Source organism: Virgibacillus subterraneus, from assembly GCF_900110695.1.
GTDB lineage: Bacteria > Bacillota > Bacilli > Bacillales > Amphibacillaceae > Lentibacillus > Lentibacillus subterraneus.
Genome location: NZ_FOEH01000003.1, coordinates 402832 through 427642 on the forward strand (window position 1 = coordinate 402832; position 24811 = coordinate 427642).

General features: G+C 39.2%; 28 protein-coding genes. 21 read left to right on the forward strand and 7 right to left on the reverse strand.

From position 1 onward, the window contains the following. Positions 1–42 precede the first annotated feature (42 nt). The 8 genes from BMY13_RS11625 (at position 43) to BMY13_RS20065 (ending at position 6597) form a co-directional block, all read left to right on the forward strand. Positions 43–558 carry a DinB family protein gene (locus tag BMY13_RS11625; RefSeq protein ID WP_092504772.1) on the forward strand — a complete coding sequence of 172 codons (516 nt, stop codon included), beginning with the start codon at positions 43–45 and terminating at the stop codon, positions 556–558. Positions 559–769: 211 nt separating this feature from the next. Next, entirely contained in the window at positions 770–1396 is a 627-nt protein-coding gene (locus tag BMY13_RS11630; RefSeq protein WP_092504774.1) for a DJ-1/PfpI family protein, read from the forward strand. Between the two features lie 394 nt (positions 1397–1790). Continuing rightward, complete coding sequence (locus BMY13_RS11635) at positions 1791–2189, forward strand: VOC family protein (protein WP_092504776.1); 399 nt, start codon at positions 1791–1793, stop codon at positions 2187–2189. Between the two features lie 106 nt (positions 2190–2295). Next, complete coding sequence (locus BMY13_RS11640; RefSeq protein ID WP_092504778.1) at positions 2296–2853, forward strand: DUF1697 domain-containing protein; 558 nt, start codon at positions 2296–2298, stop codon at positions 2851–2853. A gap of 207 nt (positions 2854–3060) precedes the next feature. Beyond that, positions 3061–3591, forward strand: a complete 531-nt coding sequence (locus BMY13_RS11645; RefSeq protein WP_092504780.1) for a GNAT family N-acetyltransferase — start codon at positions 3061–3063, stop codon at positions 3589–3591. Positions 3592–3642: 51 nt separating this feature from the next. Continuing rightward, complete coding sequence (locus BMY13_RS11650; RefSeq protein WP_092504782.1) at positions 3643–4269, forward strand: sterol desaturase family protein; 627 nt, start codon at positions 3643–3645, stop codon at positions 4267–4269. 379 nt (positions 4270–4648) lie between these two features. Beyond that, positions 4649–6322, forward strand: coding sequence for an ABC1 kinase family protein (locus BMY13_RS11655; protein WP_092504867.1), 1674 nt, complete (start codon positions 4649–4651; stop codon positions 6320–6322). Positions 6323–6519: 197 nt separating this feature from the next. After that, a complete protein-coding gene (locus BMY13_RS20065; RefSeq protein WP_425445156.1) occupies positions 6520–6597 on the forward strand; it encodes a putative holin-like toxin in 78 nt (25 codons plus the stop codon). A gap of 525 nt (positions 6598–7122) precedes the next feature. Here the strand turns inward: BMY13_RS20065 and BMY13_RS11660 are convergent. Further along, a complete protein-coding gene (locus BMY13_RS11660) occupies positions 7123–7611 on the reverse strand; it encodes a pyridoxamine 5'-phosphate oxidase family protein (protein ID WP_092504784.1) in 489 nt (162 codons plus the stop codon). A gap of 130 nt (positions 7612–7741) precedes the next feature. After that, positions 7742–8008, reverse strand: a complete 267-nt coding sequence (locus tag BMY13_RS11665; RefSeq protein WP_092504786.1) for a DUF1292 domain-containing protein — start codon at positions 8006–8008, stop codon at positions 7742–7744. 145 nt (positions 8009–8153) lie between these two features. Between BMY13_RS11665 and BMY13_RS11670 the strand changes: the two genes are divergently transcribed. The 10 genes from BMY13_RS11670 to BMY13_RS11715 all read left to right on the forward strand — a co-directional run bounded on the left by BMY13_RS11670 (position 8154) and on the right by BMY13_RS11715 (position 17265). After that, positions 8154–8672 (forward strand): LURP-one-related family protein, encoded by a 519-nt coding sequence (locus BMY13_RS11670; RefSeq protein ID WP_092493823.1) that lies wholly within the window; start codon positions 8154–8156, stop codon positions 8670–8672. 180 nt (positions 8673–8852) lie between these two features. Then, positions 8853–9131: a (2Fe-2S)-binding protein gene (locus BMY13_RS11675; RefSeq protein ID WP_175476785.1), complete on the forward strand. Its 279-nt coding sequence runs from the start codon at positions 8853–8855 to the stop codon at positions 9129–9131. Continuing rightward, positions 9128–9430, forward strand: coding sequence for a (2Fe-2S)-binding protein (locus tag BMY13_RS11680; protein ID WP_092504790.1), 303 nt, complete (start codon positions 9128–9130; stop codon positions 9428–9430). Before BMY13_RS11675 ends, BMY13_RS11680 begins: the two co-directional genes overlap by 4 nt. Further along, positions 9427–10662 carry an NAD(P)/FAD-dependent oxidoreductase gene (locus BMY13_RS11685; RefSeq protein WP_092504792.1) on the forward strand — a complete coding sequence of 412 codons (1236 nt, stop codon included), beginning with the start codon at positions 9427–9429 and terminating at the stop codon, positions 10660–10662. Before BMY13_RS11680 ends, BMY13_RS11685 begins: the two co-directional genes overlap by 4 nt. Next, on the forward strand, positions 10638–11795 hold the full coding sequence (locus BMY13_RS11690; protein ID WP_092504794.1) for an NAD(P)/FAD-dependent oxidoreductase: 1158 nt from the start codon (positions 10638–10640) through the stop codon (positions 11793–11795). The genes BMY13_RS11685 and BMY13_RS11690 overlap by 25 nt, the downstream gene beginning before the upstream one ends. Positions 11796–12180: 385 nt before the next feature. Continuing rightward, complete coding sequence (locus tag BMY13_RS11695) at positions 12181–13533, forward strand: TRAP transporter large permease subunit (protein WP_092504796.1); 1353 nt, start codon at positions 12181–12183, stop codon at positions 13531–13533. A 1-nt stretch (position 13534) separates the two neighbouring features. Next, positions 13535–14203: an aspartate/glutamate racemase family protein gene (locus BMY13_RS11700; RefSeq protein WP_092504798.1), complete on the forward strand. Its 669-nt coding sequence runs from the start codon at positions 13535–13537 to the stop codon at positions 14201–14203. 227 nt (positions 14204–14430) lie between these two features. After that, on the forward strand, positions 14431–15807 hold the full coding sequence (locus BMY13_RS11705; protein WP_092504800.1) for an MFS transporter: 1377 nt from the start codon (positions 14431–14433) through the stop codon (positions 15805–15807). A 515-nt stretch (positions 15808–16322) separates the two neighbouring features. Then, positions 16323–16646, forward strand: a complete 324-nt coding sequence (locus BMY13_RS11710) for an ArsR/SmtB family transcription factor (protein WP_092493831.1) — start codon at positions 16323–16325, stop codon at positions 16644–16646. 100 nt (positions 16647–16746) lie between these two features. Continuing rightward, a complete protein-coding gene (locus BMY13_RS11715; protein WP_092504802.1) occupies positions 16747–17265 on the forward strand; it encodes an SRPBCC family protein in 519 nt (172 codons plus the stop codon). Between the two features lie 122 nt (positions 17266–17387). Here the strand turns inward: BMY13_RS11715 and BMY13_RS11720 are convergent, their stop codons facing one another. Together BMY13_RS11720 and BMY13_RS11725 are read right to left on the reverse strand one after the other, a co-directional pair. Then, positions 17388–18281, reverse strand: a complete 894-nt coding sequence (locus BMY13_RS11720; RefSeq protein ID WP_092504804.1) for a fructose bisphosphate aldolase — start codon at positions 18279–18281, stop codon at positions 17388–17390. A 208-nt stretch (positions 18282–18489) separates the two neighbouring features. Next, positions 18490–19032, reverse strand: a complete 543-nt coding sequence (locus tag BMY13_RS11725) for an NADPH-dependent FMN reductase (protein WP_092504806.1) — start codon at positions 19030–19032, stop codon at positions 18490–18492. A gap of 237 nt (positions 19033–19269) precedes the next feature. Here BMY13_RS11725 and BMY13_RS11730 point away from each other — a divergent pair, with 237 nt between their 5' ends. From BMY13_RS11730 to BMY13_RS11740, 3 genes are all read left to right on the forward strand, one after another. Further along, positions 19270–20487: an alanyl-tRNA editing protein gene (locus BMY13_RS11730; protein ID WP_092504808.1), complete on the forward strand. Its 1218-nt coding sequence runs from the start codon at positions 19270–19272 to the stop codon at positions 20485–20487. 227 nt (positions 20488–20714) lie between these two features. Continuing rightward, on the forward strand, positions 20715–21506 hold the full coding sequence (locus BMY13_RS11735) for a TerC family protein (protein WP_092504810.1): 792 nt from the start codon (positions 20715–20717) through the stop codon (positions 21504–21506). Positions 21507–21858: 352 nt separating this feature from the next. Then, positions 21859–22230, forward strand: coding sequence for a hypothetical protein (locus BMY13_RS11740; protein WP_245736090.1), 372 nt, complete (start codon positions 21859–21861; stop codon positions 22228–22230). Between the two features lie 436 nt (positions 22231–22666). Here BMY13_RS11740 and BMY13_RS11745 read toward each other — a convergent pair whose 3' ends face one another. The 3 genes from BMY13_RS11745 to BMY13_RS11755 form a co-directional block, all read right to left on the reverse strand. After that, on the reverse strand, positions 22667–22891 hold the full coding sequence (locus tag BMY13_RS11745) for a helix-turn-helix domain-containing protein (RefSeq protein WP_092493839.1): 225 nt from the start codon (positions 22889–22891) through the stop codon (positions 22667–22669). Between the two features lie 10 nt (positions 22892–22901). Further along, positions 22902–23384 carry a DUF2975 domain-containing protein gene (locus tag BMY13_RS11750; protein ID WP_092504812.1) on the reverse strand — a complete coding sequence of 161 codons (483 nt, stop codon included), beginning with the start codon at positions 23382–23384 and terminating at the stop codon, positions 22902–22904. Positions 23385–23871: 487 nt separating this feature from the next. Beyond that, positions 23872–24798 carry a prenyltransferase gene (locus BMY13_RS11755; protein WP_092504814.1) on the reverse strand — a complete coding sequence of 309 codons (927 nt, stop codon included), beginning with the start codon at positions 24796–24798 and terminating at the stop codon, positions 23872–23874. Positions 24799–24811: the final 13 nt, after the last annotated feature.

The window sequence follows — 24811 nt, forward strand, 5'->3', positions numbered from 1 at the left end:
CACATTCCCAGTGAAAAGTGAATAAACAAGGAGGATTTTCAAATGAAACATCAAGCATTACAGCTGTATGATTATCACGTTTGGGCAAACAACAAATTTTTCGGACATTTAAAAGAGCTACCTGAAGAAATATATTCACAGGAAATTGAAAGTGTTTTTCCTTCAATTGCAGAAACGCTCTCCCACATTTACATCACTGATACCGTTTGGCTCGGTGTTATACAAGAAGACAATTTTGATCAAGTTCAGGCTTCCGGCGTTAAAGCAGCTGAAGCAACGAAAGGTAAAAATCTTGAGGACCTGGAAGTCATGTTTACAGAACTTTCTGAACGCTACAAAGACTTTCTTAACAGCGAAAATGATCTCGACAGACCTATGGAACTTGAACATCCACATTATGGTCGTTTGGAAACACAACTTTCCAATTTGGTCCAGCATGTTGTCAATCACGGGACGTATCATCGTGGTAATCTGACAGCCATGATTCGCCAATTGGGGCATCCAAGCGTCCCAACCGATAATATCCTTTATCTGTATGAAAAAAATGCTAAGAACTAGTTAATCCGCTGGAAAAGGGGTTCTTTAGTGGAGTTAAGGTGTCTATCTTCATTAGTCTGACGCCTTTCTCTAATAAGGAACAGTGCTAGTATCGCATATTCATAAGGGATACTAACAATATTTTTTTATTATGATGGTGCACTGAAAATAAAACATTCCGCATTGTCTCTAGAGAGATCTGTCCTTTTGAATAAATTATGGAGGTGCTGACATGATTACCGTTTATAATTACGTACTGGATACGTTATCCGACTGGGAACTTGGATATGTGACGGCTGAGCTTAATTCGGGTCAATACTTTAAAAAGCAAAGTGACTCTGTTTCTGTAAAAACTGTTTGCTCTACAGAAGAATGTATAATAACAAAAGGAGGTATGACAGTTAAACCTGATATAACCGTTGATGAAATCATTATTGATTCATCAGCACTTTTATTGTTGCCGGGGGCAGATACTTGGGATGATTCTATACATATACCAATTATTGAAAAGGCAACAGAATTATTAGTATGTGGGGCAGCGGTCGCTGCAATTTGTGGGGCAACAACTGCACTTGCCGGGGTCGAATTGTTGGATAAATGGGTACACACTAGCAATAGCCTTGAGTATCTCAAGATGGTTTGTCCAAGCTATAAAGGAGAGCCATATTATAGGGATGTAAAAGCAATTAAGGATGGAAATTTGATTACTGCCAGTTCAGCAGGAGGGTTGCTTTTTGCTAAACTAATAATAGAAGATTTAGAGGTCTTTTCTAAGGATACCCTTGAGGCTTGGTATAACTACTTTGATAAAGGGGATGCAACATATTTCTACGATTTAATGCAGACTTTGGAAGATTAGAAATTTTTGATATTCTATATAAACTATTATTCTATCATCTGACGCTTTTCCTTAATAAGGAATAGCGCAATATCGTATATAGGGCCAGATTGTTAAAGAATGGACATGCGCTTGTGGAACGATTAAAAGATCGGGTTTATTATAAAATTGATAAAAAAGCCATTTTGACTTACGTGCCTAATTTTAATTTTTTATGGAAAGGCGGTTGAGTGTTGGAACCGACTTTTTTAAAGGAAAAGTAAGTTGATGTGTTTCAAAATTACTCTCTCATTATCAAAAATCTGATCTTGACTGACCGTAGTTGTCAGTGAAGTTGTTATATAGTATGGCAAGGTCGTCAGATTAAGAGAAATAATGCCGATCAAATAATCTTACTTTTTGGAAGGTGATGAAGATGAAACTACTGCAAATTAGACTTTTGGTCAAAGATTTTAGAAAAAGCGTTTCGTTTTACAAAAACCACCTCGAATTGCCAATTAGCCTGTATGAGGAAGAGATGGAGTATGCTCTTTTTGAAACGGGAGAGACCAAAATTGAACTTTTACCACGAAATGTGATGGCTGAAGGGGTTGGTGAAGAACATAAGCCTGTGGATGCAGAAACACAATCATCATTCTTGTTTCAATTTAAGGTGGAAGATGTGGATAAGTCTTACAGCAATTTTCGCGAAAAGAACATCATGTTTGTGAATCCACCTCATGATCGAACAGATTGGGGAGCCAGGGTTGCCCATTTTCGTGATCCAGATGGAAACTTGATTGAAATCTATAGGATGCTTGGTAGGGATAAATAATAAGTAAGTGTGTAGTTGCCTTCATAGGGCGTACCTTTATTTCAAAGCGCGCCCATTTTGAATGGTGCGAACGTAATTCTTGAAAGCCAAAGGAGAGGGATCGGTAATGATTTATATCGCACTATTGCGTGGTATTAACGTGGGTGGAAAGAATAAAATAAAGATGGGCGAATTGAGGGACGTTCTTGAAACAATGGGGCTTAACCGGGTTCAAACTTATATCCAAAGCGGTAATATCCTGTTTGAATCGAATGAGAAGGAAGAACCGTTACAGAAACAAATCGAAAAGAAAATTGAAGAAGGATTTGGCTATTCTATCAACGTTATTTTAAGAACACCTACGGAACTGGAAAGGATTATCGGAAATTGTCCATTCTCAGAGAAAGCCATATCTGAGGCAGAAGCATCTGCAGTAGGAGAAAGTCTATATGTTGCTTTACTGTCCAAACCTCCGTCGCAGGAAGGGATTAAACGATTAAGCAATTATAAAAATGAAAAAGTGATATATCTAATTGAGGGTCGGGAAATTTACCTCTTATTCCATCATAGTATTAAAAATTCCAATCTGGCTAGAAGTCTTCAGAAATTAGGGGTACCTGTGACAATTCGGAACTGGAAAACGTTAAATAAGCTCGACGCAATGGTAAATGAAAGGAATACTTAATCGTTTAAAAAATGCTACTCTGGGTATAGCGTTAATAGGCGAGAATAAACACTTAATCCATAGGTTTATTTTAGCAGTTAAGAAAGTATAAATTCTTTCTTACTGCATAAGTGCAACTACGGCACTCGCCATTAAGACTTGGCGAATGCCAAGTTTTCTAATAACAGGAACGAGATTTGAATAACAAGCAGAAAAGGGGAGCTTCAAATGCTTTTTAGTGGGGAAAGAGTTCGCCTAAGAAAAATGTCCAGTGAAGATATCTCTACTTACCATAGGTGGAGAAACGATGTAGAGGTTATGCAATTTACAAACTCATCTTTGGATGTTTTTAAGTATGCTGACACTGAAAACTTCGCTAAAAACATATTTGAATCCAATAATTCCAGAATCTACATAATTGAGGAAATTGAAACTAATAAATCAATAGGCGTCACGTCGCTTATTAATATTGATTATGGAAATCGTAACGCTGAATGTAATATAAGCCTAGGGGATAAAAATTACTGGGGTAAAGGTCTTGGACAGGAAGCTTTTCGGCTTCTGTTGGATTTTGCATTTAACGAGTTGAATCTGCACAAAGTGTATTTACGAGTATTTTCCTTCAATAAAGGGGCAATTAAATTATATCAAAAACTTGGATTTTATGAAGAAGGAGAATTAATAGAACAATTTTATCGAGATTTCTCTTGGCATAATGTTATTTTCATGGGTCTTTTGAAAAGAAATTATAAAAAGTGAGAGAGCTTAGCGCTAAGCCAAGCAAGTTTTCTAAAAAGGAGAGTGCGTTTCATGAAGAAGTATTTAAAAGAGTTTTTCACATTTCCTGATGTAACCATTATGCTTGTGTTGTTTATCCCGGTTGTCATTTATACATCAATGAATTTATTGTATTATGGAACTTGGATCGCAATTGTGGTTGGAATGATTGGATATGCAGTGAGTGAGTATATGATTCACCGGTATTTATTTCATATCAAAACACCTAAGAATCCTTTCTTATTAAAAATGATTAAGCGATTACATTATGATCACCATGTTGACCCCAGTGATTTGCGTTTGCTGTTTCTGCCACTTTGGTTCAGTATCCCTAACTTTGTCATTAGCTCATCCGTTTTCTATCTGATTACGCAAAATTTGCAGCTTACAATAGCTTTTCTGGCGGGAGTTATGGGATATTTTCTTTATTATGAATGGAAGCATTATGTTGCTCATAAGCCAATTAAGCCACGTACACAATTAGGAAGAACCATTAAAAAAACACACCTTTGGCACCATTTCAAAAATGAGAATTATTGGTACGGTGTCACACATACAACAGTTGATAAAACACTTGGCACATATAGGGATCACAAGTATGTCGAAAAAAGTGAAACAGCAAGAAATTTGGAAAAACGCAGCAGAAAGAACGTTAACTAATCAGTTTTTGCTATTGGGTTCTACACTCTGAACTGCATATCTGTATGCTGAACCGCTGCATTCAGACGTTCCTCATGTGGTTGCGCCATACTATCCTTTTACATTTCTAAAACAAGCACAATACATGAGCTACTGATATTATCCTCCTATACGTTTTTGTTCCGGGTCCCCTTGCCAGAATTTCACTTCATCTAATTTATTCAACAGCACCAGTTAATCACATGAACATTCTGATTCAGCAATCTGACATGATTCAGTCGTAAATTTCATAGGATAACTGATATAAATGGCAGAATTGTTGTGCGTGGTCTCGTTTAGCTGTATCGTAAAAGAGGAATATGTAGTAATGCAAAATTAGATGAAACAGGAGCTGATTAATTTGCTCGGGCAACGAATCAGACATACAAAGCGCTATCGCGAAATTATTAATGTACTTATGAAAAATGGATTCAGCCATTTCCTGTTCCGGGTTGGCCTGGCAGATCGAGGACTGGCGGCAGGACAGGGCGCTGAAGAGATTGATCGAAACATGAAAAATGTTGGGAAGCGGCTGCGTCATGCATTGCAGGATCTGGGGCCTTCGTTTATTAAGCTCGGTCAGATTGCCAGTACCCGCCATGATGCACTGCCACCGGAAATAATAGAAGAATTGGAAAAGCTTCAGGATCATGCACTGGTAATTCCGTTCGAACATGTGCGTTCTACAATAGAATCAGAGCTTGAAGATGAGCTCGACAATCTTTTTGCACAAGTCGATTCCGACCCGCTTGCAACAGCCTCAATTGGACAAGTACACACAGCCAGGCTTCTTAGTGGTGAGGATGTCGTGATTAAGGTGCAGCGGCCGGGACTGAAGTCCAAGATTGAAACGGATTTGGAAATTTTACAGGGATTTGGGCGTATACTGGAGGAACGTACTGTCTGGGCAAAACGATATCGTCTCTGTGACATCATTGATGAACTCTCCACCTCATTGAAAAATGAGCTGGATTACTTGATGGAAGGCCTTGGTGCTGGGCGGATTTCCAAGCAGTTTGAGGACGATGCGTTTATAAAAGTCCCGGACGTTTATTGGGATTTTTCGACCAAACGTGTATTGACGATGGAAAAAATCGAAGGCATCAAAATTTCCAAGATTGAAGAACTGGATGCCAATGGCTATGACCGGGTAAAAATTGCCCGGCGGCTTGCAGATACAATGCTCCGGCAGCTTTTCGAGAATGGCTTTTTTCATGCTGATCCACACGCCGGCAATATTTATGTGCTGCCAAAGAATTCGATTGTATTTTTTGATTTCGGGGAAACCGGAATGATTAACAAAAAGACGCGACAGTACTTTGCATCGCTCCTTGTCAACCTTCACCAAGGCAATACAAAATCGATGATCAAAACTTTTTCCAAAATGGACATTATCAGTGAGGAGACAGACACAGAGGCATTGCGGCATGACCTGGAAGACCTGCATGTACGCTATGAAAATATCAAAATGAAAGAGCTAAGCCTAGGCAGGGTTATCCTGGAAATATTGAATGTGTCATATCACAACTACATAAAAATACCAACAGAGCTGGCGCTGATCAGCAAGGTGATCCTGACGCTTGAGGGAGTTTTACAACGGCTCGATCCGGAATTCAGCCTAATGCGGGCAGCGGAACCTTTTGCACAAAAACTGATGTGGCAGCGTTACCGTCCAAAGGAAATTATCCGAAATTCATTGGAAGAGATTGGTGAAGATATCGGTATTATTTCCGAATTGCCAAGTGATTTGAAGGAAGTAATGGACGTTGTAAAGAAGGGCAAAATCGGGCTGGATATTAACGTGAAACGCGGCGACCAAATCATGCGCAGGGTGGACAAGATCAGTAACAGGCTGTCGTTCAGCGTTCTGATGCTTGCCTTCAGTATTTTAATGGGCAGCCTAATCATCGGCCTAGCAATTGTCGGACAGGACACCATCATCTGGAACCTGCCAATCATCGAAATCGGTGCAGTCATCGCCGCCCTCATGTTTGTGCTGATGGTGATAACGATTATCCGGTCAGGGCGGATGTGAAGAGGTTTTAAGATTGAATGGAGTGGAAAATGGGTAACACATATTAACAAATGTCCTTTTGGTGAGGAGGTCAACAATGAAGCAGACACTTATCATATTTCTGATTCTTGCTGTATTGATGGTCACCTTTTTTGTAACGATAGAAATTGTATAGATAGTTAAAAAGCGGGACAAGGGACCTGTCCCTAAATGTACCTATGTCATTTTTTGAGACCATGTTTCTCATGATTTCGTTCGGAACGTTAATTGTTGCGATAATGTCAAACAAAAAATAACCACCCTGAGCCTGCGCAAGCGTTTAGGGTAGTTATTTCTTAACTCTTTACGTGAGCCGCCCCTTTGAAGGGCTATTACACGTAGGCTGAATGGTGTTAGCGCACCGTTCAGTCTTTATTAATGTATGACTTTCTATTTATAGTATACCTTATTTTGATTAATTGTTAAACATCTTACTTAATTTTCACATTATCAATATTGTATACTATTGAAGCTTTGCTAGTCATCATTTTTAAATAGAAAAAGGGAAGACTATTCAAAGTCACTCACTTTAAAAACGTTATTCCTCACCTAAAATTGCATCAAATGCTGCTGAGACGCTATCAAAGTTATTGTCGGATCAATTGCTGATAAATCATTGTTGCCATTCCTTTGTAAATCCTGTACAAAGTTGAAAACCACATAGTCAGTTCCTTCTTCTAACTTATCATCACCTTTTATATCGAAAAAATTTGTTGTCTAGTTTAGTGAAAAATGGGACAAGGAACCTGTCCCTAAATGTCCCAGACAATCCACTTTTGTTGTTAATTATTAAACTCTAATGTTTCATTAATGTCTGTTGATTTAGAACTTTGCTTGGTCATTCGTTTATAGTAAAAGGCAATTTTCTTTATGTGATTTCCTCCTTCCCAATATTCGGCTGCTTCCACATTTACCCTTATCAAGATAACATTAGGATCATCATAAGAAGTTTTCATTATTTTCTCATATATTTTGCTCCACAATTCCTTTTTCTTGCCTAAATCTTCAACGATTTCCGCTCTTCCACGGACGGAAACATAGGATTTACCTACATATGCTACATTAACATCTTGATTATGTAATATTTCATCATATTTATTCGTCTCTTTTTTAGTGAAAAACCATAAGTCACCATCAAACTCTACTTCTTGTGTTCTCATGGGACGAGAAATCAGCCCTTCTTCAGTAGCTGTAGTCAACATGGCCGTGTCTACATCTTTAATTATCTCTCTAAATGTTTCAATATCATCTTGTTTCCAGTTGTTAGCCATTTCTATCACTCCTTCAAGGGTATAGTGCCCTCTATACCAAATTTTATCCAGGTATAAAAGAGTAAATGCTTGTTACATCATTATTAAATTAAAAAAGGGAGGACCATTAAAAGTCGCTCCCTTTAAAACTTTATTCCTCATCTAAAATTGCATCAAATGCCTCTGACACTCTATCAAATTCCTCGTCGGATTCAATTGCTGATAGATCATGATCATCGTCTATTTTAAGGAAGAAGAGATCAATGTCATCATTACTTTCTGCCTGTAAATCCTGTACAAAGCTGACAGCTACATAGTCAGTTCCTTCTAATGTAACCTTTGCCAATACTTCAACTGAATGTTCTTCTTCTGATTCATCACTTATTGTGAAAACTTCGCCAACTTCGATTTCACCCATTTTAATTAATCCTCCTCTTACTTACCTAAAGTTATGGTAACATTCTTTCCTGTAAGTATGAAATTAATGCAAGTTATTTTAAAATGAAACATAGTGAATACCTAATTCGTAGCTAAAGTAACAGCATAAAACTAGGAGGATTTTGATGGGGGAGTCAATTTATTTTAAAGATAATTTTTTTTCAAAGGGAACAACGGAAATTTATAATGGTGAACAGGAGGTAGTCGGGTCACTTGACTTAAAAAGTGCTTTCTCATCAAGTGTCGCTATTCTGGATGTGGATGGGAATATTGTAGTGACGGGTTCTTCCCCTTTTTTCTCAAGAGGGTGGATTGTGAAGAATCAAAGTGAGCAGGAGCTTGGGAAATTAAAGCAACGCTTAGCCTTATTTTCCAAGAAGTTTGTCTATCATTCCTACCATCATGGCGAGTATGAAATTAAATCAGAGGCGTTTTCCAAGGAATATGACATTCTTGATCAGGATGGAAATCTGGTTGCTGTATTTAAGAAAGTCAGTGGTTTCTTTCAATCACCAGCATATGAGTTGAGCAGTAATTCATCTCTGTTAGCGAAGGAAGAATTAATAGCAGTTGTGATGGGAGTTAATATGATTATTAAAGGGAATAATTCTGCAGGAGCAAGTGGTGGAGCAGGAGGTTCTTAGTAAAGGATTCAACAAAAAGAATAAAGAACATCGGTTAATGCAGAGTACCTTAGGAGGTGCTCTGCTTTTTTATTCCAAGAACCCTGGGTAAGTAAAGCCTGCATGAAAGAAACTTCTTATTCATAAAATTAAATGAGTTCTTTTCCTGTCCATGTTCAGTCGAACGATAAGGAGGTAAATATGTCTAAAGATATACTAATATGCAGATGTGAAGAAGTTATGTTATGTGAACTGAAAGAAGGCATAAATGAAGGATTAACAACAGCGAAGGCATTAAAACTGAAAACACGAGCTGGTATGGGGATATGTCAGGGAAAAACGTGTCGTCCACTCATCGAACAGATTGTTGCTCACTATACTGACAAGGAAATAACAAATGGTTCGGGCTTAACCTTTAGTTATCCTGTACGACCCTTAAGTCTGGTTGAACTAGCCGGTGAGAGAAAGGGTGTTGAATGATGCGAATTACGGACCATCCGATTCTCGAAGATTTGGAAAAAAGACCAGTAACGATTACATTCAATGGGATGGATTACCAAGCATATGAAGGTGAGTCGATTGCGGCTGCGTTACTTGCTAATCATATTCGTGTGCTGCGGTATTCAGAAAAAAACAGAGAGCCACGCGGTATATACTGTGGAATCGGTCACTGTTATGAATGCCGTGTAACGGTTGACGGAAAACGAAGCGTGCGAGCATGCATTACAAATGTACAGGATCAAATGCACATCGAATCGCAGGACAGGGATGACTCATGAAGTACGATCTGATTGTTATTGGTGCAGGTCCTGCAGGAATGAGCGGGGCAATCAAAGCTGCGTCATACGGTGCAAAGGTAGCGATTATTGATGAAAATCCATCTGTAGGGGGCAAATTACTAGGTCAACTGCATAAAGAACCAAAAAGTGGTTGGTGGCATGGCAGGAAAATTGCCCGGGAAATGGAAACAAATTTGCGTCAGACAGAGGTTACATGTTTTCAGGGGAAAGAAGTGTGGGCAATCTACCCACGTTGGAAGGTGTTAATGAACAACGGGGAAGAACTTCAATCGGAATATGTTTTAATTGCATCAGGAGCCACTGAAAAAGCAATCCCAGTTCCGGGATGGACGTTGCCGGGAGCAATGGCAGTAGGGGCTGCACAGACTCTTACAAACTACCATCGTGTAAAACCTGGCAATAAAGTGGCGGTTATCGGCGTGGATCCACTTTCCTTATCAGTCGCGCATCAATTAAAACTAGCTGGGGTTCATGTGGTGGGAATATTTCTTCCGCCGAACAATGAATTTTCGAAAGACAAGTCGACACCTAGTCAGATGATCAGTTATTTATCCAGTATGGCTCACGCTGCACCTAACATATTCCTCAAGTTTGCCGGAAATATGGCAAAGTATCCATTTGTCCAACAAGTCGGAGCTAAATTTTATCCGTGGTTTGGAATCAGGATTTGGGGAACCCCTCTTTATTTAAGAAAAACAGTATTGGAAATTAGCGGTGCTGAACAGGTGGAGCATATCAAGGTAGCCCCAGTAAGTCAGGAAGGTATTCCTAATGAGGATCGTGTCAAGACAGTTGATGTGGATTGTGTATGTATTTCAGGAGGGTTGTATCCACTCACGGAATTAGCAGGTGCAGTCGGGTGTGAGTCCGTGTATATCGAGGAACTAGGTGGTCATATTCCATTGCATAGTCCGGAGATGGAAACAACACAGCCTGGAATTTTTGTAGCAGGTAATATTACCGGAATCGAAAGTGCAAAGGTTGCTATGGAACAGGGGAACCTTGCAGGAACAGCCGTTGCCGCAAAACTTGGACTGGTCAGCTACAAATTAATAGAAGAAGCACAGAAAAACGTAACACAGGCAAGAGACAATGCAGTAATTACATTTCAACAGAATATAGGAAAAGGCAGGGAAAAGTCACAACAATACTGGAAGGAATACTATTCTAAAGGGGGTGAAGCTATATGCAGACAGCTGATGCTGTCGTAATTGGCGGAGGCGTGATTGGGACATCAATTGCTTACCGGTTGGCAGAACACCGAAAAGTGGTTTTGATTGAAAAAGGTGAAATAGGGGCACAAACCTCTGGAGCCTGTGATAAGGCAATTTTCCTGCAATCAAAGAAACCCGGTTTTCCTATTAAACTAGCAAATGCTAGCAGAAGGATTTACGAGAACTTAGAAGATGAACTGGAAGCTTCGATTGAATTCAAGAAAAATGGTGGGATGATCGTCATCGAAAAGGAATCGCATTTCCCCTTCATGAAGGATTTTATAAAAAAGCAAAACAAGGCTGGAATTGATGTGAAGCTGTTGGACAGGAAAGAGTCCCTTGCATGGCAGCCGAGTTTATCATCGCATATTGCCGGCTCTGCTTACAGCAAGGAGGATGCCGAGGTGAATCCACTTCTATTAAGCCAAGGATTTGCAGAGGCATCAAAGCGAAAGGGAGTGGAAATACAAACACATACAGAAGTGATTGATATTGCCGTAAATCAAGGAAAAGTAATTGGTGTGCAAACAAATAAGGGCTATATTGCAACCGAGCTTGTGGTAAATGCAGCAGGTCCTTTTGCTCCTAAAATAGCGGAAATGGCCGGAATTGGACTAACAATTATGCCACGGCGTGGTGTAATTCTGATATCAGAAAAAGTAAAACCGTTAATTCATGGAAATATATTATGCTCGCAGTATATTGCTGCCAAGCACCTGGATGACAGTGATACGAATGATCAGCCATATGGAATCGGACTTTCTCTTGGACAGACGGAAAGCGGAAATCTGCTAATCGGCGGAAGCAGGGAATTTAAGGGATTTGATAAAGCGGTTGAGCCTGAAGTGCTTTCTGCTATAGCTGCACATGCAAGTCGTATTGCACCGGCGTTAAAACAGATTCGGATTATTCGTACGATGGTGGGGTTCAGGCCTTTTACAGGTGATGGACTTCCGATTATTGATGAATCACGAGATGTACAAGGGTTTATCATAGCCGCTGGTCATGAAGGGGATGGCATTGCACTTGCACCGATCACCGGTGTACTGGTTGCTAGTTTAGCAGACAACAACTCAAACTATAAGGATTTGCTCGAACCATTACGAATGGACCGGATGCAAGCAGTTTAGTTTTATAAATTAAGGTTGTTATTTTAAAGAGATTGTTGCTAATCACTTTCACCACTCCGGGTATAAGTGCGATATCTAAACGCTTTCCCACAGGAGTCTCGCACATTCTAGCTGCTGGTTTAAATGGTCTGAAATCTTATCATAATTTATATTTCTATATATCAAGTTAAAGTGATTATATTCCAGCCCAGGAAATACACGTAGACTCCTGTGGGAGGAAAGGCATCGGGGAGACCTCGCAGTGCGCAGCACGAGGAGGATCGCCAGCCGCCCACGGAAAGCGTAGTGTATTTCAGGAGCGGTGTTATAGCACTCAAGTATTCTATCCGAATTATATCAATAGCAACAATCCTTAGAAACAGCCGAAACAAGGGGTTGGGTATGTATGATTGAAATTATTGTACCACTGGCGTTGCTGTTTATCATGGCATTGGTGAAAAAAATACCAAAGATTGGAGGAGATATACGAGTTGCACTGCTTGTAGCTGCTGTTTCATCCGCAATAATTTCAGGATTAAACCTTGGCGAAACGGCGCTTGCATTCGTGGATGGAATTGATCGCCTGTCCTGGGTTATCATGCTGTCGTTATTTGGCAGTCTCTATGCAGAATCGCAAGCCAAATTAGGTGCTATTGATACAACATTGAACAGTCTCCGCGCAGCATTCGGGAATTCTCCTAAGGGTTTAATAGTCGCCATATTTATTACACTTATTCTAGCCGGATCGCTTCTTGGGGACGCCATAGCGGCAGCAACAGTCATTGGGTTTCTCGTTATCAATTCATTAACAGAATTAAAATTGAAGCCGGAACAAATTGGTATGATTATTTTGCTTGGTGCTTCCATCGGATCCATTATGCCGCCAATTACACAAGGTGTATTTCTTTCTGCTTCATTGGTAGGGGTTGATCCAAGTCCGGTAATAAAGATTGCTTACGTAACCGTGACAATCGGTGCGATATTGGCCATCTTGGAATCATTTCGATTTGTCCGCGGAAAAAAGATGCCAAAGGAATTAATTCCGGAACAGAAGGTTTTCCAAATTTTAAAAGAACGATGGAAGACTCTGATACCACTGCTCGTTTTAATCGCTATTGTGCTGGCCAATACGTTATTTGACTATAATATTTTTACCGAAATTTCTATATTTGCTTTTATTCTGGAGCCTTTAAAAGAAATAAGAATTGTGCAGGGCATTACCTTTCAGGTTGTGAGTGCAATTATTATTGCTTTTCTGGTCAGTTTTTTATTCCCTGCTGTCAGAAAAGATACCAAAGGGGTATTTAAAAATGGCTTAGGAAAAGTAAATCAGACTGTCCAGATACAGATTTGTGCAGGGGTCATGGTTGGTGTTTTTTACGCGTCTGGGTTAATAGATAAAGTTGCACTTATGACGGAGGGACTGGGTTCATCAATGGTGAAATTGGGCGGGGCACTGTCGATGGTAGTAGTAGGTATGCTAACCGGATCACAAACAACTTCTCAATCTGTTATTGTTACATTTCTTGGTCCCATCCTTGAAAAAATGGAGGTAGCCCCTGAACTGATTGCTTTAGGGGCATCCCATATAGCAGCAGCGGGCCAGAATATGCCGCCGGTTGGTCTAACAGCGTTTGTCATCTGTGGTTTGATAGGTGGGATTTTAAATACAAAAGTAGATCCGTTGAAAGTAATGATGCTGGCATTACCGAACTCACTATATTTCTTACTTATCGGATTGATTGTGTGGTTCGTCTAAAATGAAGGCAGCAAAATTGGGGATTCTGATGCTGGATACCGACTTTTACCGACCAATGGGAGATATAGGGAATACAGATACCTTTCCTTTTCCTGTTGAATATAGAATAGTAGAAAAAGCAACTATCGACCGTGTAGTTAAAAAGGGAGATAATGCATTGATCGAACCTTTTATTAAATCAGCAAGGTATTTAGAGGAAAAAGGCGTTAAAGCAATAACCACAAGCTGTGGCTTCCTTTCCATCTTTCAACAGGAAATCCAGAATCAGTTAAAAGTTCCTTTCTTTGCATCAAGCTTAATCCAAATTCCGATGCTTCATACGGTTACAGGTGGGAGAATAGGAATTCTTACTGCAAGAAAAGCGAGTTTGGGCAAACAGCATTTGGAAGGTGCGAGAGCTGGTGACATTCCAATCGCGATTGAGGGTATGGATGACAGGCCAGCATTTACTGCAGCAATTGTAGATGAAACACATGCACTGGACATGGAAAAAGTATCCCTGGAAATGGAAGAGGCAGTTCGTATGCTCATCAGCAATTATCCGGATATAACTGCTATTGTACTTGAGTGTACCAATATGCCGCCGTATAAACGTACCATACGTGAAATGACAGATCTACCAGTTTTTGATATTACTTCTTTGATAAACTATGTGGTTAAAGAACTGTGAATCACGTGCCTGTCACCTTGGACAGTTCAGAATAGTCTGAGGTGACAGGCATTTATTCCTTCGATATAACAACTCTTCATCATTACAATTAAAATAATTCCCTCTTTATAATATTTTTGTTAAACTCATTCAACATGATGTTTTTTATTTTCGCTTTTCTGGATTACTTCCAGTTGGGCTATTTATGATATCGAGAAAGCTATTAATAGGGAAGGGAGAATTGAGAAATGAGTGCGATAGCTGAAGAATATACGTTATCCAAATCAGAGAAAAAGAAAATAATCTTCCTGATGTGTTCCGTTTTATTATTTTCAGTTATGAATGGAACCATGTTCATGATTGCTGTACCTGATATTGCAAAATCCTTTTCTCTATTACCCTCACAGGTAAGCTGGGTTGTAACTGGCTATATCATTTTGTATGCAATTGGTGCGTTGATGTATGGAAAATTAGCTGATATTTATCCGTTGAAAACGCTATTAACGATTGGGTTGAGCTTATTTGCGGCAGGTTCGGTTTTTGGCTTTTTTGCACCAACATTTCTAATGGTTGTCATTGCGCGTTTGATTCAAGCAATGGGGGCGTCTTCCATTCTTGCATTGGCTTTTATTGTGCCGTCACGGTATTTCTGGGATGAAAGAGGTAGAGTACTAGGAATTGTTTCAAGTACAATGGCATTTGCCTCCGGAGTAGGACCAGTGATTGGTGGTTTTGTTGCGGGTGCGTTGAACTGGCAATTTTTATTTTTAATTTCTGCACTTGTAATGATTACCATACCTTTCTTCCAAATCTGGATTCCTGAAGAGGAAAAAAAAGAAGGGAAAGTTGATATTCTAGGGGCTGTATTTATTGCCGTAGCTGTTGCTGATCTTATTCTTTTTATTACGATGTTTGATTGGTGGTACTTCGTCATTAGCATTGTATTCTTTGGTTTGTTTTCGTGGAGAATATCCAAGAGTGACATTCCATTTATTCGTCCGGATCTATTTAAAAACGCTCCATATCGAACAACAATTATTGCTGGTTTTTTCGCGATCATGACAATGATGGGCTTAATGTTTATCATGCCTCTCTTACTAAGTGAGGTAAACGAATTGAATACGCTGCTTATCGGCCTTACATTATTTCCAGGTGCCATGGTTGCTGCGTTTATGGGGAGATGGGCAGGGCTTTTAACTGATAGACGAGGTAGTAATCAAGTAGTCTTTATTGCTTTTGCGCTGATGATTACTGGATTCTTGCTAATATCCACTTTCACAGGAGGACCTGCTTGGCTTATCAGTACCGTGCTAATCATAACCTTTATCGCCTTTCCGTTTATCCAGACTTCCACAGCCAATCTGATTTCGACTGTTCTCCCACGGAATGAGATTGGAGTCGGAATGGGGATTTATAATTTGGTTAATTTTATGTCTGGTGCCTTCGGTGGGGCGATTATTGGAAAAATACTAGACTATGATAATGATATAAAATTAAACCCCTTTTCAATTGCACAGGGGAACGAGATTGTTTACAGTAATATTTTTGTCGGATTTGTCGTGCTGACGATCTTGAATGGATGCTTCTTTTATATGTCGTTTAGAAGGAAGCAGTATTTAAGCTAACGGGGCAGTTTTGGGAAAGAAAAACACTTTATAGTTTCCTAAATTGCAAGACAAAAAGCTCAGAATAAATTCTGAGCTTTTTTGACGTTGTAGCATACTGTCCTTCCTCAACTAAAGTCACCCACTACCAATCCTGTATTTATTTACTAGATAGGCTGGTGTCCACAGATTTGGCGGATCCTCATTCCGTTATTTCCTTAAAAACGCCTATTTTGATCGTGTTATGTAATCCTGGTTCCGTTATTTACCCTTTTCAGCCAAATTTTTCATTGTTGTTGGGTAAATAACGGAACCAGGAACCGTTTCAACCTTCTAGGAAAGCTTTTTTACCCTTTTAGCGGAATCACGATCCACTTCATAACTTTGTGATTCACATTCTGCTCCTTTGAACCCTTCATCCCTGCATCATTTAATTTAGAATTAAAACAACGCTCTTAGCCTTTAAAGGTGACAGGCACTTATTTTTTTATTAATATTCCTTGACAGGAATATTCTTATTAGTGTATATTCAATATATGGAAAAAATCATGAGTGCTCTTGCTGAATCTAATCGTTTAAACATCATAGAATTATTGCGCGATGGTCCTCTTACAGTAGGAGAAGTCGCCGAACAACTTCAGCTTCGTCAGCCTCAAGTTTCCAAACACCTCCGTGTACTTAGTGATGCTGGGCTCGTTGAGGTAGAACCGATTGCTAATCGAAGGATCTATAAGCTAAGGCCTCAGCCACTCATGAAGTTAGACGCTTGGCTGGAATCTTACCGCCAGGTCTGGGAGGAGAAATTCGACCGATTGGACGATTATTTGGTGAAACTGCAGGAAAAGGAAGATGAAGAGTAAGGAATAATATCGCAGTTGGTTTACTGTTATATTATTTCAATTCAAATGGAAGGAGATTTGTTTAGTTTTGTTCAATAAAATAATATTAGGAGGAAACTAAATGTCAGAAAACAAATTATCGTATAGAACGGAAGGCCGGACACTTGTAATGGAGCGAGTGTTTGAAGCACCAAGGGACTTAGTATTTAAAGCATTTTCGGAGTCTGATCACTTGGAAAACTGGTGGGGACCAGAAGGATGGAAAACCGAAAGTCGCAAATTTGAGTTTAAGCCTGGTGGTGTGTGGCATTATTGCATGCGGTGCACAGACAAAAACCAGGGAGACTTTTTTGGCCAGGAATCGTGGAATAAATCAGTTTATGAAGAAATCAGTGCACCGGAGAAAATCGTCTACACCGATGTATTCTCGGATGAGGAAGGTAATAGCACAGTTGGTATGCCAGAGACTCGTGTAACGATGAATTTTATTGATCAGGGTGAAAAGACCAAACTCATTGCGCGGTCCCAATTTGATTCAGTTGAAGCCCTTCAAAAAGTTGTAGATATGGGTGTAATTGAAGGCATCGACTCACAATACAGATGTCTTGATGACTATCTGAAACAAATTCAGTATGCGTAACTAACAAACAGTTGCAGTACTAATCTCTGGAGATCAAGACTCCGGAGAAACTAAAAAATGCCTGGCACCCTGGACAATTCAGCATCGTCTAAGGTACCAGGCACTTATTTTATTAACTACTATTACTTTTTATTAATCGAAGCATCATAGATAGAGTCTACCGCTTCTTTTAAGGCAGCATTAAACTTTTCATCTGTTTGGTTAACATTTAAATCATCACTTAATGCTCTGGAGAAACTGGCGATTAAGCCATCATTTTTCGCAAGCTTTTCGTTAGCTTCCACCCGAGGATACCCGCCAGATAGAGCAACAACTCGAACAACGCGTGGGTGTTGGATTAACTCTTGATAAGTGTTTGCTTTTGTTGGAATCGATAATTTCAGCATCACGTTATCTGTTTCAGATAAATCATTAAGATGGTTCAGCAATTCGTCTTTTAATATTTCTTCAGATTTCTCTTTGTCGCTACTGTTAATATCCACTTCTGGTTCGATAATCGGAACTAAGCCAGCTTCTATAATTTGTTTTCCAACTTCAAATTGCTGGTCCACGACAGCTTTAATGCCTTCTGGGTTAGCTTCCTTGATAACGGAACGCATCTTTGTACCAAAAATATTGCGTTCATTTGCACGTTCAAGTAATTTATCTAAACCTGGGTTAGGCTTCATCAGCTGCACACCATTTGATTGTTCTGCTAGTCCTTTGTCCACTTTTAAAAATGGTACAATTTCTTTCCTATCAGCTAAATAATCCGCTGTATACATGCCTTCAATCTTACTATCCATGGTTTGTTCGAACAAAATGGCGCCAAGGATATATGTAGAATCAAATGCAGGTGATGTGATAATCCGTGTGCGCATTTCATGTACCAAATTAAACATTTCTTCCTCGTTTGAGTAAGCATCTTCTAAGACACCATAATTTGCTAATGCCTTTGGCGTACTGCCACCACTTTGATCAAGGGCCGCTATAAATCCTTTTCCATTTTTTATTTTCTCAAATTGACTATTGTTCATTTTATCCACTCCTTTAGATTACTAATAACCAGCCTTTTCTTTAGAAAACATAGCTTATCACCATGCTTTAATGGCGAAAACTTTAGTTACTGTTGCAATTAAGAAAGTATTTATATTTCCTTAACTGTGTGCAAAGACAATTATACATTAGTATGTTGAAGAACGAAAATTTTACAATTAGTAGGGTGGAATTCAATATTAGAAATCACTATCTATTATTAATTCCCCGTTGCAGATAAATCATTTCATCGGCAAGTTTTTGAATTCTATCTGTAACATTACGATCAATAATCTCATCACTTTCCAAGTTAAAGGCATCATTTTGGATGAAGACATTACCCGTTGGAATTAAACCTTTAAAATAAGAAAGGACTGGCTTTAATTGATATTCTGGTACTAGAAAATGATTGTTGGACCATCCTGTTGCTACAATACCTGTTACTTTATATTTGAAGGCATTTTCAGGAAAGTGGTCTAATAAATTTTTTAATGCCCCAGAAATGGAGGCCTGATAAATTGGCGTTCCAAATACCAGAAAATCGGCAGACGATATTTTACTAACTACATCCCAAGTATCTTTGTTATAATCTGCTAACGGGGCACCAACAGCAAATTCAACTTCATATTCCCTTAAGTCAATTAACTCTGTCTGAATGGTTGAGTCAAGAAGTTGAGCGGCGACCAAAACATCGTTTACAGCTAGAGACGTCTTGTCACCAGCCAGTGCTCCCGATATCCCGACAAGTTTCATCATTATTACCTCACAATATCTTTAGAATTTACATTAAATAAGGTGTCGTGATGATGCCTTATTCAACAGTTTAATTTCATTCATTGTTTATGTACTAAATACTGTTTTATCTAACTGTATATTTAATAGTGAAGTTATCTTATCCTGAATTTTAATGCAAGAAATTTGCCTGTTTAAGCTGGGGAAGAGCCTGTTTATGATAAAATAGAGTCGTATATTAAACAAAGGAGTACAACTATGGTGACAGAAAAATTATATTATCAGGATCGGTATATGCGCAGCTTTACAGCCAGACTGCAAAAGTCGGATAGGGACGAGAAAGGGCATTTCTATGTAATTTTAAATCAAACAGCTTTTTACCCAACTGGTGGTGGTCAGCCTCATGATACGGGAACACTGAATGGTGTGAATGTCTATGATGTGGTGGAAATTGATGGGGAAGTCCGACATTACATAGAGGAGCCTGCTGAGATACATGAGGCATATATTGGTGAAATTGACTGGAACCGGCGCTTTGATCATATGCAGCAGCATACTGGACAGCATATTTTGTCTGCTGCATTTGAAGAAGAATTTAACTATAAAACAGTTAGCTTCCATTTAGGTGCGGAAATTTGCTCGATTGACCTTGAGGTAGAAAGCCTTCCAGATGAGGAAACAGCTCACGTGGAAAAAACCGTAAATAACATTATCATGGAAAATCGTCCTGTTGAAACAAGATGGGTGTCAAAGGAAGAACTATCAAATTTTTCGCTGCGGAAAGAAGTATCCGTTGTAGATAATATTCGTCTCGTTATCATTCCGAATTTTGATTATAATGGCTGTGGCGGAACACATCCAGACTCGACTGGACAGGTAAGTTCTATAAAAATTTTGCATTGGGAAAAGCAAAAGAAGAAAAAGATACGTGTTTACTTTGTTTCTGGAATGAGAGTTCTAAAACAGCTCGATGAAAAACATAAAGTTATTCAAGAATTAACAAATACGTTGAACTCCCCACAGCAGGATTTGAATGAAACGGCAATTCGGAATTTGCGTTTGAATCAAGGACTTGAAAAAAAGGTCAATGAGTTGAACATGGAAATGATTGAATATGAAGCAGAGTCCTACATTGAACAGGCAGAGTCTCAGATCAATTGGAAAATAGCAAAAGCAATCTTTTATGATAGACCAATGCCGGAACTTCAGCAACTGGCCAAACGGATTACCGCCAAATCTGATGGTATACTGGTATTGCTTATTAATGAAAAAGGGGACAAGCTCCAACTTGTTTGTTCGAGAAGTAATGATGTGGTGATTAATATGAATGATTTAGTTAAAAATACCCTGCCCGTAATTGATGGAAAAGGCGGTGGAAGCGATTCAATTGCGCAAGGTGGGGGAGATAGATTGATTTCAGCAGAGGAATTGATGATGGAGTTAATGAACCAAGCAGCAGGATTTAAAAACGAATAAAAGCCATCCTAAATTTTTGGAAGGTGAATGTTTAACCACCTGTTTAGAAAAATATAGGTGTAAGTAATCGATGCCTCCTGTAGAGAAGCAGGGTAGGTTTTCTTTTTTAGATTAATCATTTACAATCAATAATGGAACTTTAACTGTATTTGGTAACGGAATTTTTTTATCTTACTTTATTTAATGAGTTTTTCGATATGAATGAGTATTACATAGGAGGAACACACTTGGAATCAATCTTACTTGAATATGGATGGACATTATTAATTCTAATTGGTCTTGAAGGTTTGTTATCGGCTGATAATGCGCTTGTAATGGCAGTTATTGCCAAGCATTTACCAGTTGATCAGAAAAAAAAGGCAATTAACTATGGTATTATTATGGCTTTTTTCTTTCGTTTTGGTGCTTTATTTGCAATTTCTTTTATCGCGAATGTTTGGCAGGTACAAGCCATTGGTGCGGCCTACCTTCTCTACCTAGGTCTGAAGCATGTGATCAAGGTACGGTTCGGTAAAAAGAATGAAAAAGTTGAAGAGGATAAGAAAGGAGAATCCAAAGGCAAGGGATTCTGGCCGACTGTTGGTAAGATTGCTTTAGCGGATCTTGCATTTGCGATTGATTCAATTCTTGCAGCTGTTGCACTTGCTCTTGGACTTCCGGATTCTCCAATTGGTGATTTCGGCGGGATGGATGGCGGTAAATTTGCTGTGATAGTACTTGGAGGAATTGCTGGCCTTATATTAATTAAATATGCAGCGACTTGGTTTGTTCAGTTGCTTGAAAAGCGTCCGGCTCTAGAAACAACTGCTTATGTGATCGTAGCCTGGGTTGGTGTCAAGCTTGCTTTACTAACCCTTGCGCATGATGATATTGGCGTATTAGCTCATGATTTTCCTCATAGTACAGCCTGGACCCTTACGTTCTACGGAGTCCTCGTGGCTATCGCCCTATTAGGCTGGTTTGCACCGGGTAAAAGAACATCCAAAGATGATGGTGAGGGAACAACAGATGGAAAATAAGGACAAGGAGTACTTACTGCGATGACTAGCCAAGATGTATGAATACAAATAACCACCCTGAGCCTGCGCAAGCGTTTAGGGGGTGGTTATTTTATAACTCTTTACGTGAACCGTCCCTTTGAAGGGCTATTATACTTTATTTTGATTCATTGTTAACCATAGTAATTTTTATCATATCAGTACAGAAGGCATTTTCATTTCTATAAAAGAGCAATTAGTAAACAAAAACGTTCAGGTGAACGTTTTTTTATATAGTAACTCCAAGTAGTAATTAGTAGTCTACCTAATTTATTGGTCACATAACCCAAGCTGGGAGAATATTATACTGATGTAAAGAAAGGAGAGGTGTTTAGTGTACAACAATATGCAGATGAATCCTCATGAATCTCAGGGAGATTACCAACCTGACCAAATTAAAGGGCTATGTAAACAGTATATGAGCTACCATGTCATAGGACAGCTAAGCGATGGATCGCAGGTTGATGGAATTATCGATAGCATGGATGAGGAAGGTGTGACCATGTTAGTTCCAGAAGAAGTTGATGAAGAACAAATGAACAGACAATTTGATTATGGATATGATTATAACTACGGACGGCCTCGAAGAAGATTTCGTCGATTCCGCAGACAGCGATTCCCGTTTCGCTTTTTCAGAAGTTTATTCCGTTACCCATATTACTACCCTCCTTATCCCTGGTACGGATACGGTGGAGGATTCTATTAATAGCTACTTTAAAGGTGATTTAAGGCAGTTTAAATGCTGCCTTTTATTATTGTTTAGGAAATTATAAAGTTTAAGTGCTGTGGATAACTGGAATTCCGAATCAGCGACGTCCAGCTCCGACGTACAGGACGTACTAGTGCCAGTGACGCCACAGGACGTGGCGTTCTCACCGGCCAGCGCCTAGCGCCTAGTGGACTTCCCTCCCCGTGTTTACGATAAGAAATAAAGGATGTTCGACTAAACCCACCACATCCTGTGGCAACGTCGAACTACCCCACGTCCTGTGGGGCAGCTTACGGTCTTAGGGTATCCTTTATCTCACACGGGTCAGTCCAGTCCATACGGCGCTGAACAGGCGCTTGCGCTTTTGTTCTGGAGTTGTACCACTGCTTCGGTAGATTTCAGGTACTAGCGAACAGTATTAATAACACGAACTCTAAATCTGTTCCTTACTATCATCACTTCGGTATTCTAAAACATCTCCAGGCTGACAATCTAAAGCCTTACAAATACCCTCCAAAGTAGATAATCGAATCGCTTTTGCCTTTCCATTTTTCAATATAGAAAGATTAGCCATCGTAATTCCAACCCTCTCCGAAAGTTCAGTTACGCTCATTTTCCTTTTAGCCAACATTACATCAATATTGATTATAATCGCCATATTACTCACCTCAGACCGTTAATTCATTTTCTGATTTTATATTAATCGCTTCCTGCAAAAGTCTTTGGAGAACAGCAGCAAAGACAGCAATGACTAATGGAGCAAGAATAAAGAGCATTCCAACCATTATGACACCCGGGGCATCATCTAATTCCGCAAAGATATAGAAGAATGGCATACCAACCACATATAAGCCACTGATTGTCATTGCACAGTATTTTATATTTTTTAGAACTTTTACAGATATTTCCGAGAATGCTTTGTTCTTGTCAATATAACTTAAAAGTTTAAAAGCCTGATACAATGCAACGAAAAACGGTATTGCCGATGCATACATAATTATTAAAATGCCATATAGTACATAAGCAAACTCCGAATTACTTTCTGCTGCTTCTTTAGCTATGATAGGCAACCCAAATATACACAAAGCAAGAATCGGAAGTCCAATAAGAATAACAGCTATTTTTAAAAAGAGTGTTGATCCACGTTTCATAAAAAGCACCTCACTTATTTATTTATCAAATTGACTTTACCATATTATTTATTGTTTTACAATAATAAAATGTTGAATAGTATTATATTATTATTGTTTGGGGGATTATTTTTGGTAAGGAAAAAGCATTAACTATTTTATGATGAAGTATTAAAGACATGGTAGCAGGAATGAGGGGGCAAGTGAGCGGAATGTGGATTTCAAACTAGTAAAGTGGATTGTGATTCCGCTAAATGGTGAAAAAGCCGTCCTGTAAGGTTGGATCGGTTCCTGGTTCCGTTATTTACCCAATAACAATGGAAAATGTGATCGAAAAGGGTAAATAGAGGAATAAGGATTACATAACACGATAAAAATAGGCATTTTATAGGAAATAACGGAATGAGGATCCGCCAAATCTGTGGGCACAATCCTGAACGATTGGGTTCTTTAGTGGAACAAGATGAAAAACGCTCAGATTGTATTTGGATGTTTTTGCTACCTCTTTTTAAATAAAAATGCCAAGCCAAACCCCATTAATCATCGCAAGTATAAGGATGATTTTCTCATATGCAGAGACTTGATAATGATTATCTATCTGCATTTTGAGGACTAAGAAAATGGCAGTCCCTACCACAGCTAACGTTCCAATCATTGCCCAGATACGATCGGTTCCCAGCCAGACCGCACATAATCCGACCAGTGTGAAATATAACAGGGCGGGTAAACGACTGAACGCAGATCCGAATTTTTCATAAGCCCAGACGACACTTGTTTTTTTTATAGGAGAAGCGTTTCTATCAGCCTCTCGATCTGGTATATGATGAACCATTACCCAGGCTAAACAAAATAAGGCATTGATGAGTGCGTTTTGCAGAGCCCATGTCGGGATTGAATCCAACGTCAGCCAGGCACCGGCAAGCCCAAGTATTAAAACAGACGGAAACATTGATAGCCATTCCCCAATGAAGGGACGATAACTGAGTTGAATTGGACGGAGCGAGTATGAAATGGCTCCCCATAAACCGATGGCAAGTAATAGAGCGATTTTAAAGTAACCAAATATGATTAATCCTACGACAATCAAACTTAGTGATAAAATAAGCCATTTACCCAGCAGCCAGAGTGAAGAAGCAGAAATAACACCAGTCTGAATGACACGACTACCACCTGACAAAATTGCCGGGCTGTTTTGATCTGTTCCTGATTTATAGTCAGCGAAGTCATTCAACACATGCGTCAATACTCCGTGAATCAGGAAGGCGCCAAATAGTAATAACAGGAATATCAAGAGCAATTTATTAGGAGCGACAGTATAATACAAGAATATGGGAAGAACAGTAGAAACTATTGTCGTAATGCTTGAAGAGACTACCGCTATTGACCGTAATAGAATCCAGCTATTTTTGATTGGGGCTAGTAGCGATTGATTCATTATCTTTTCTAAC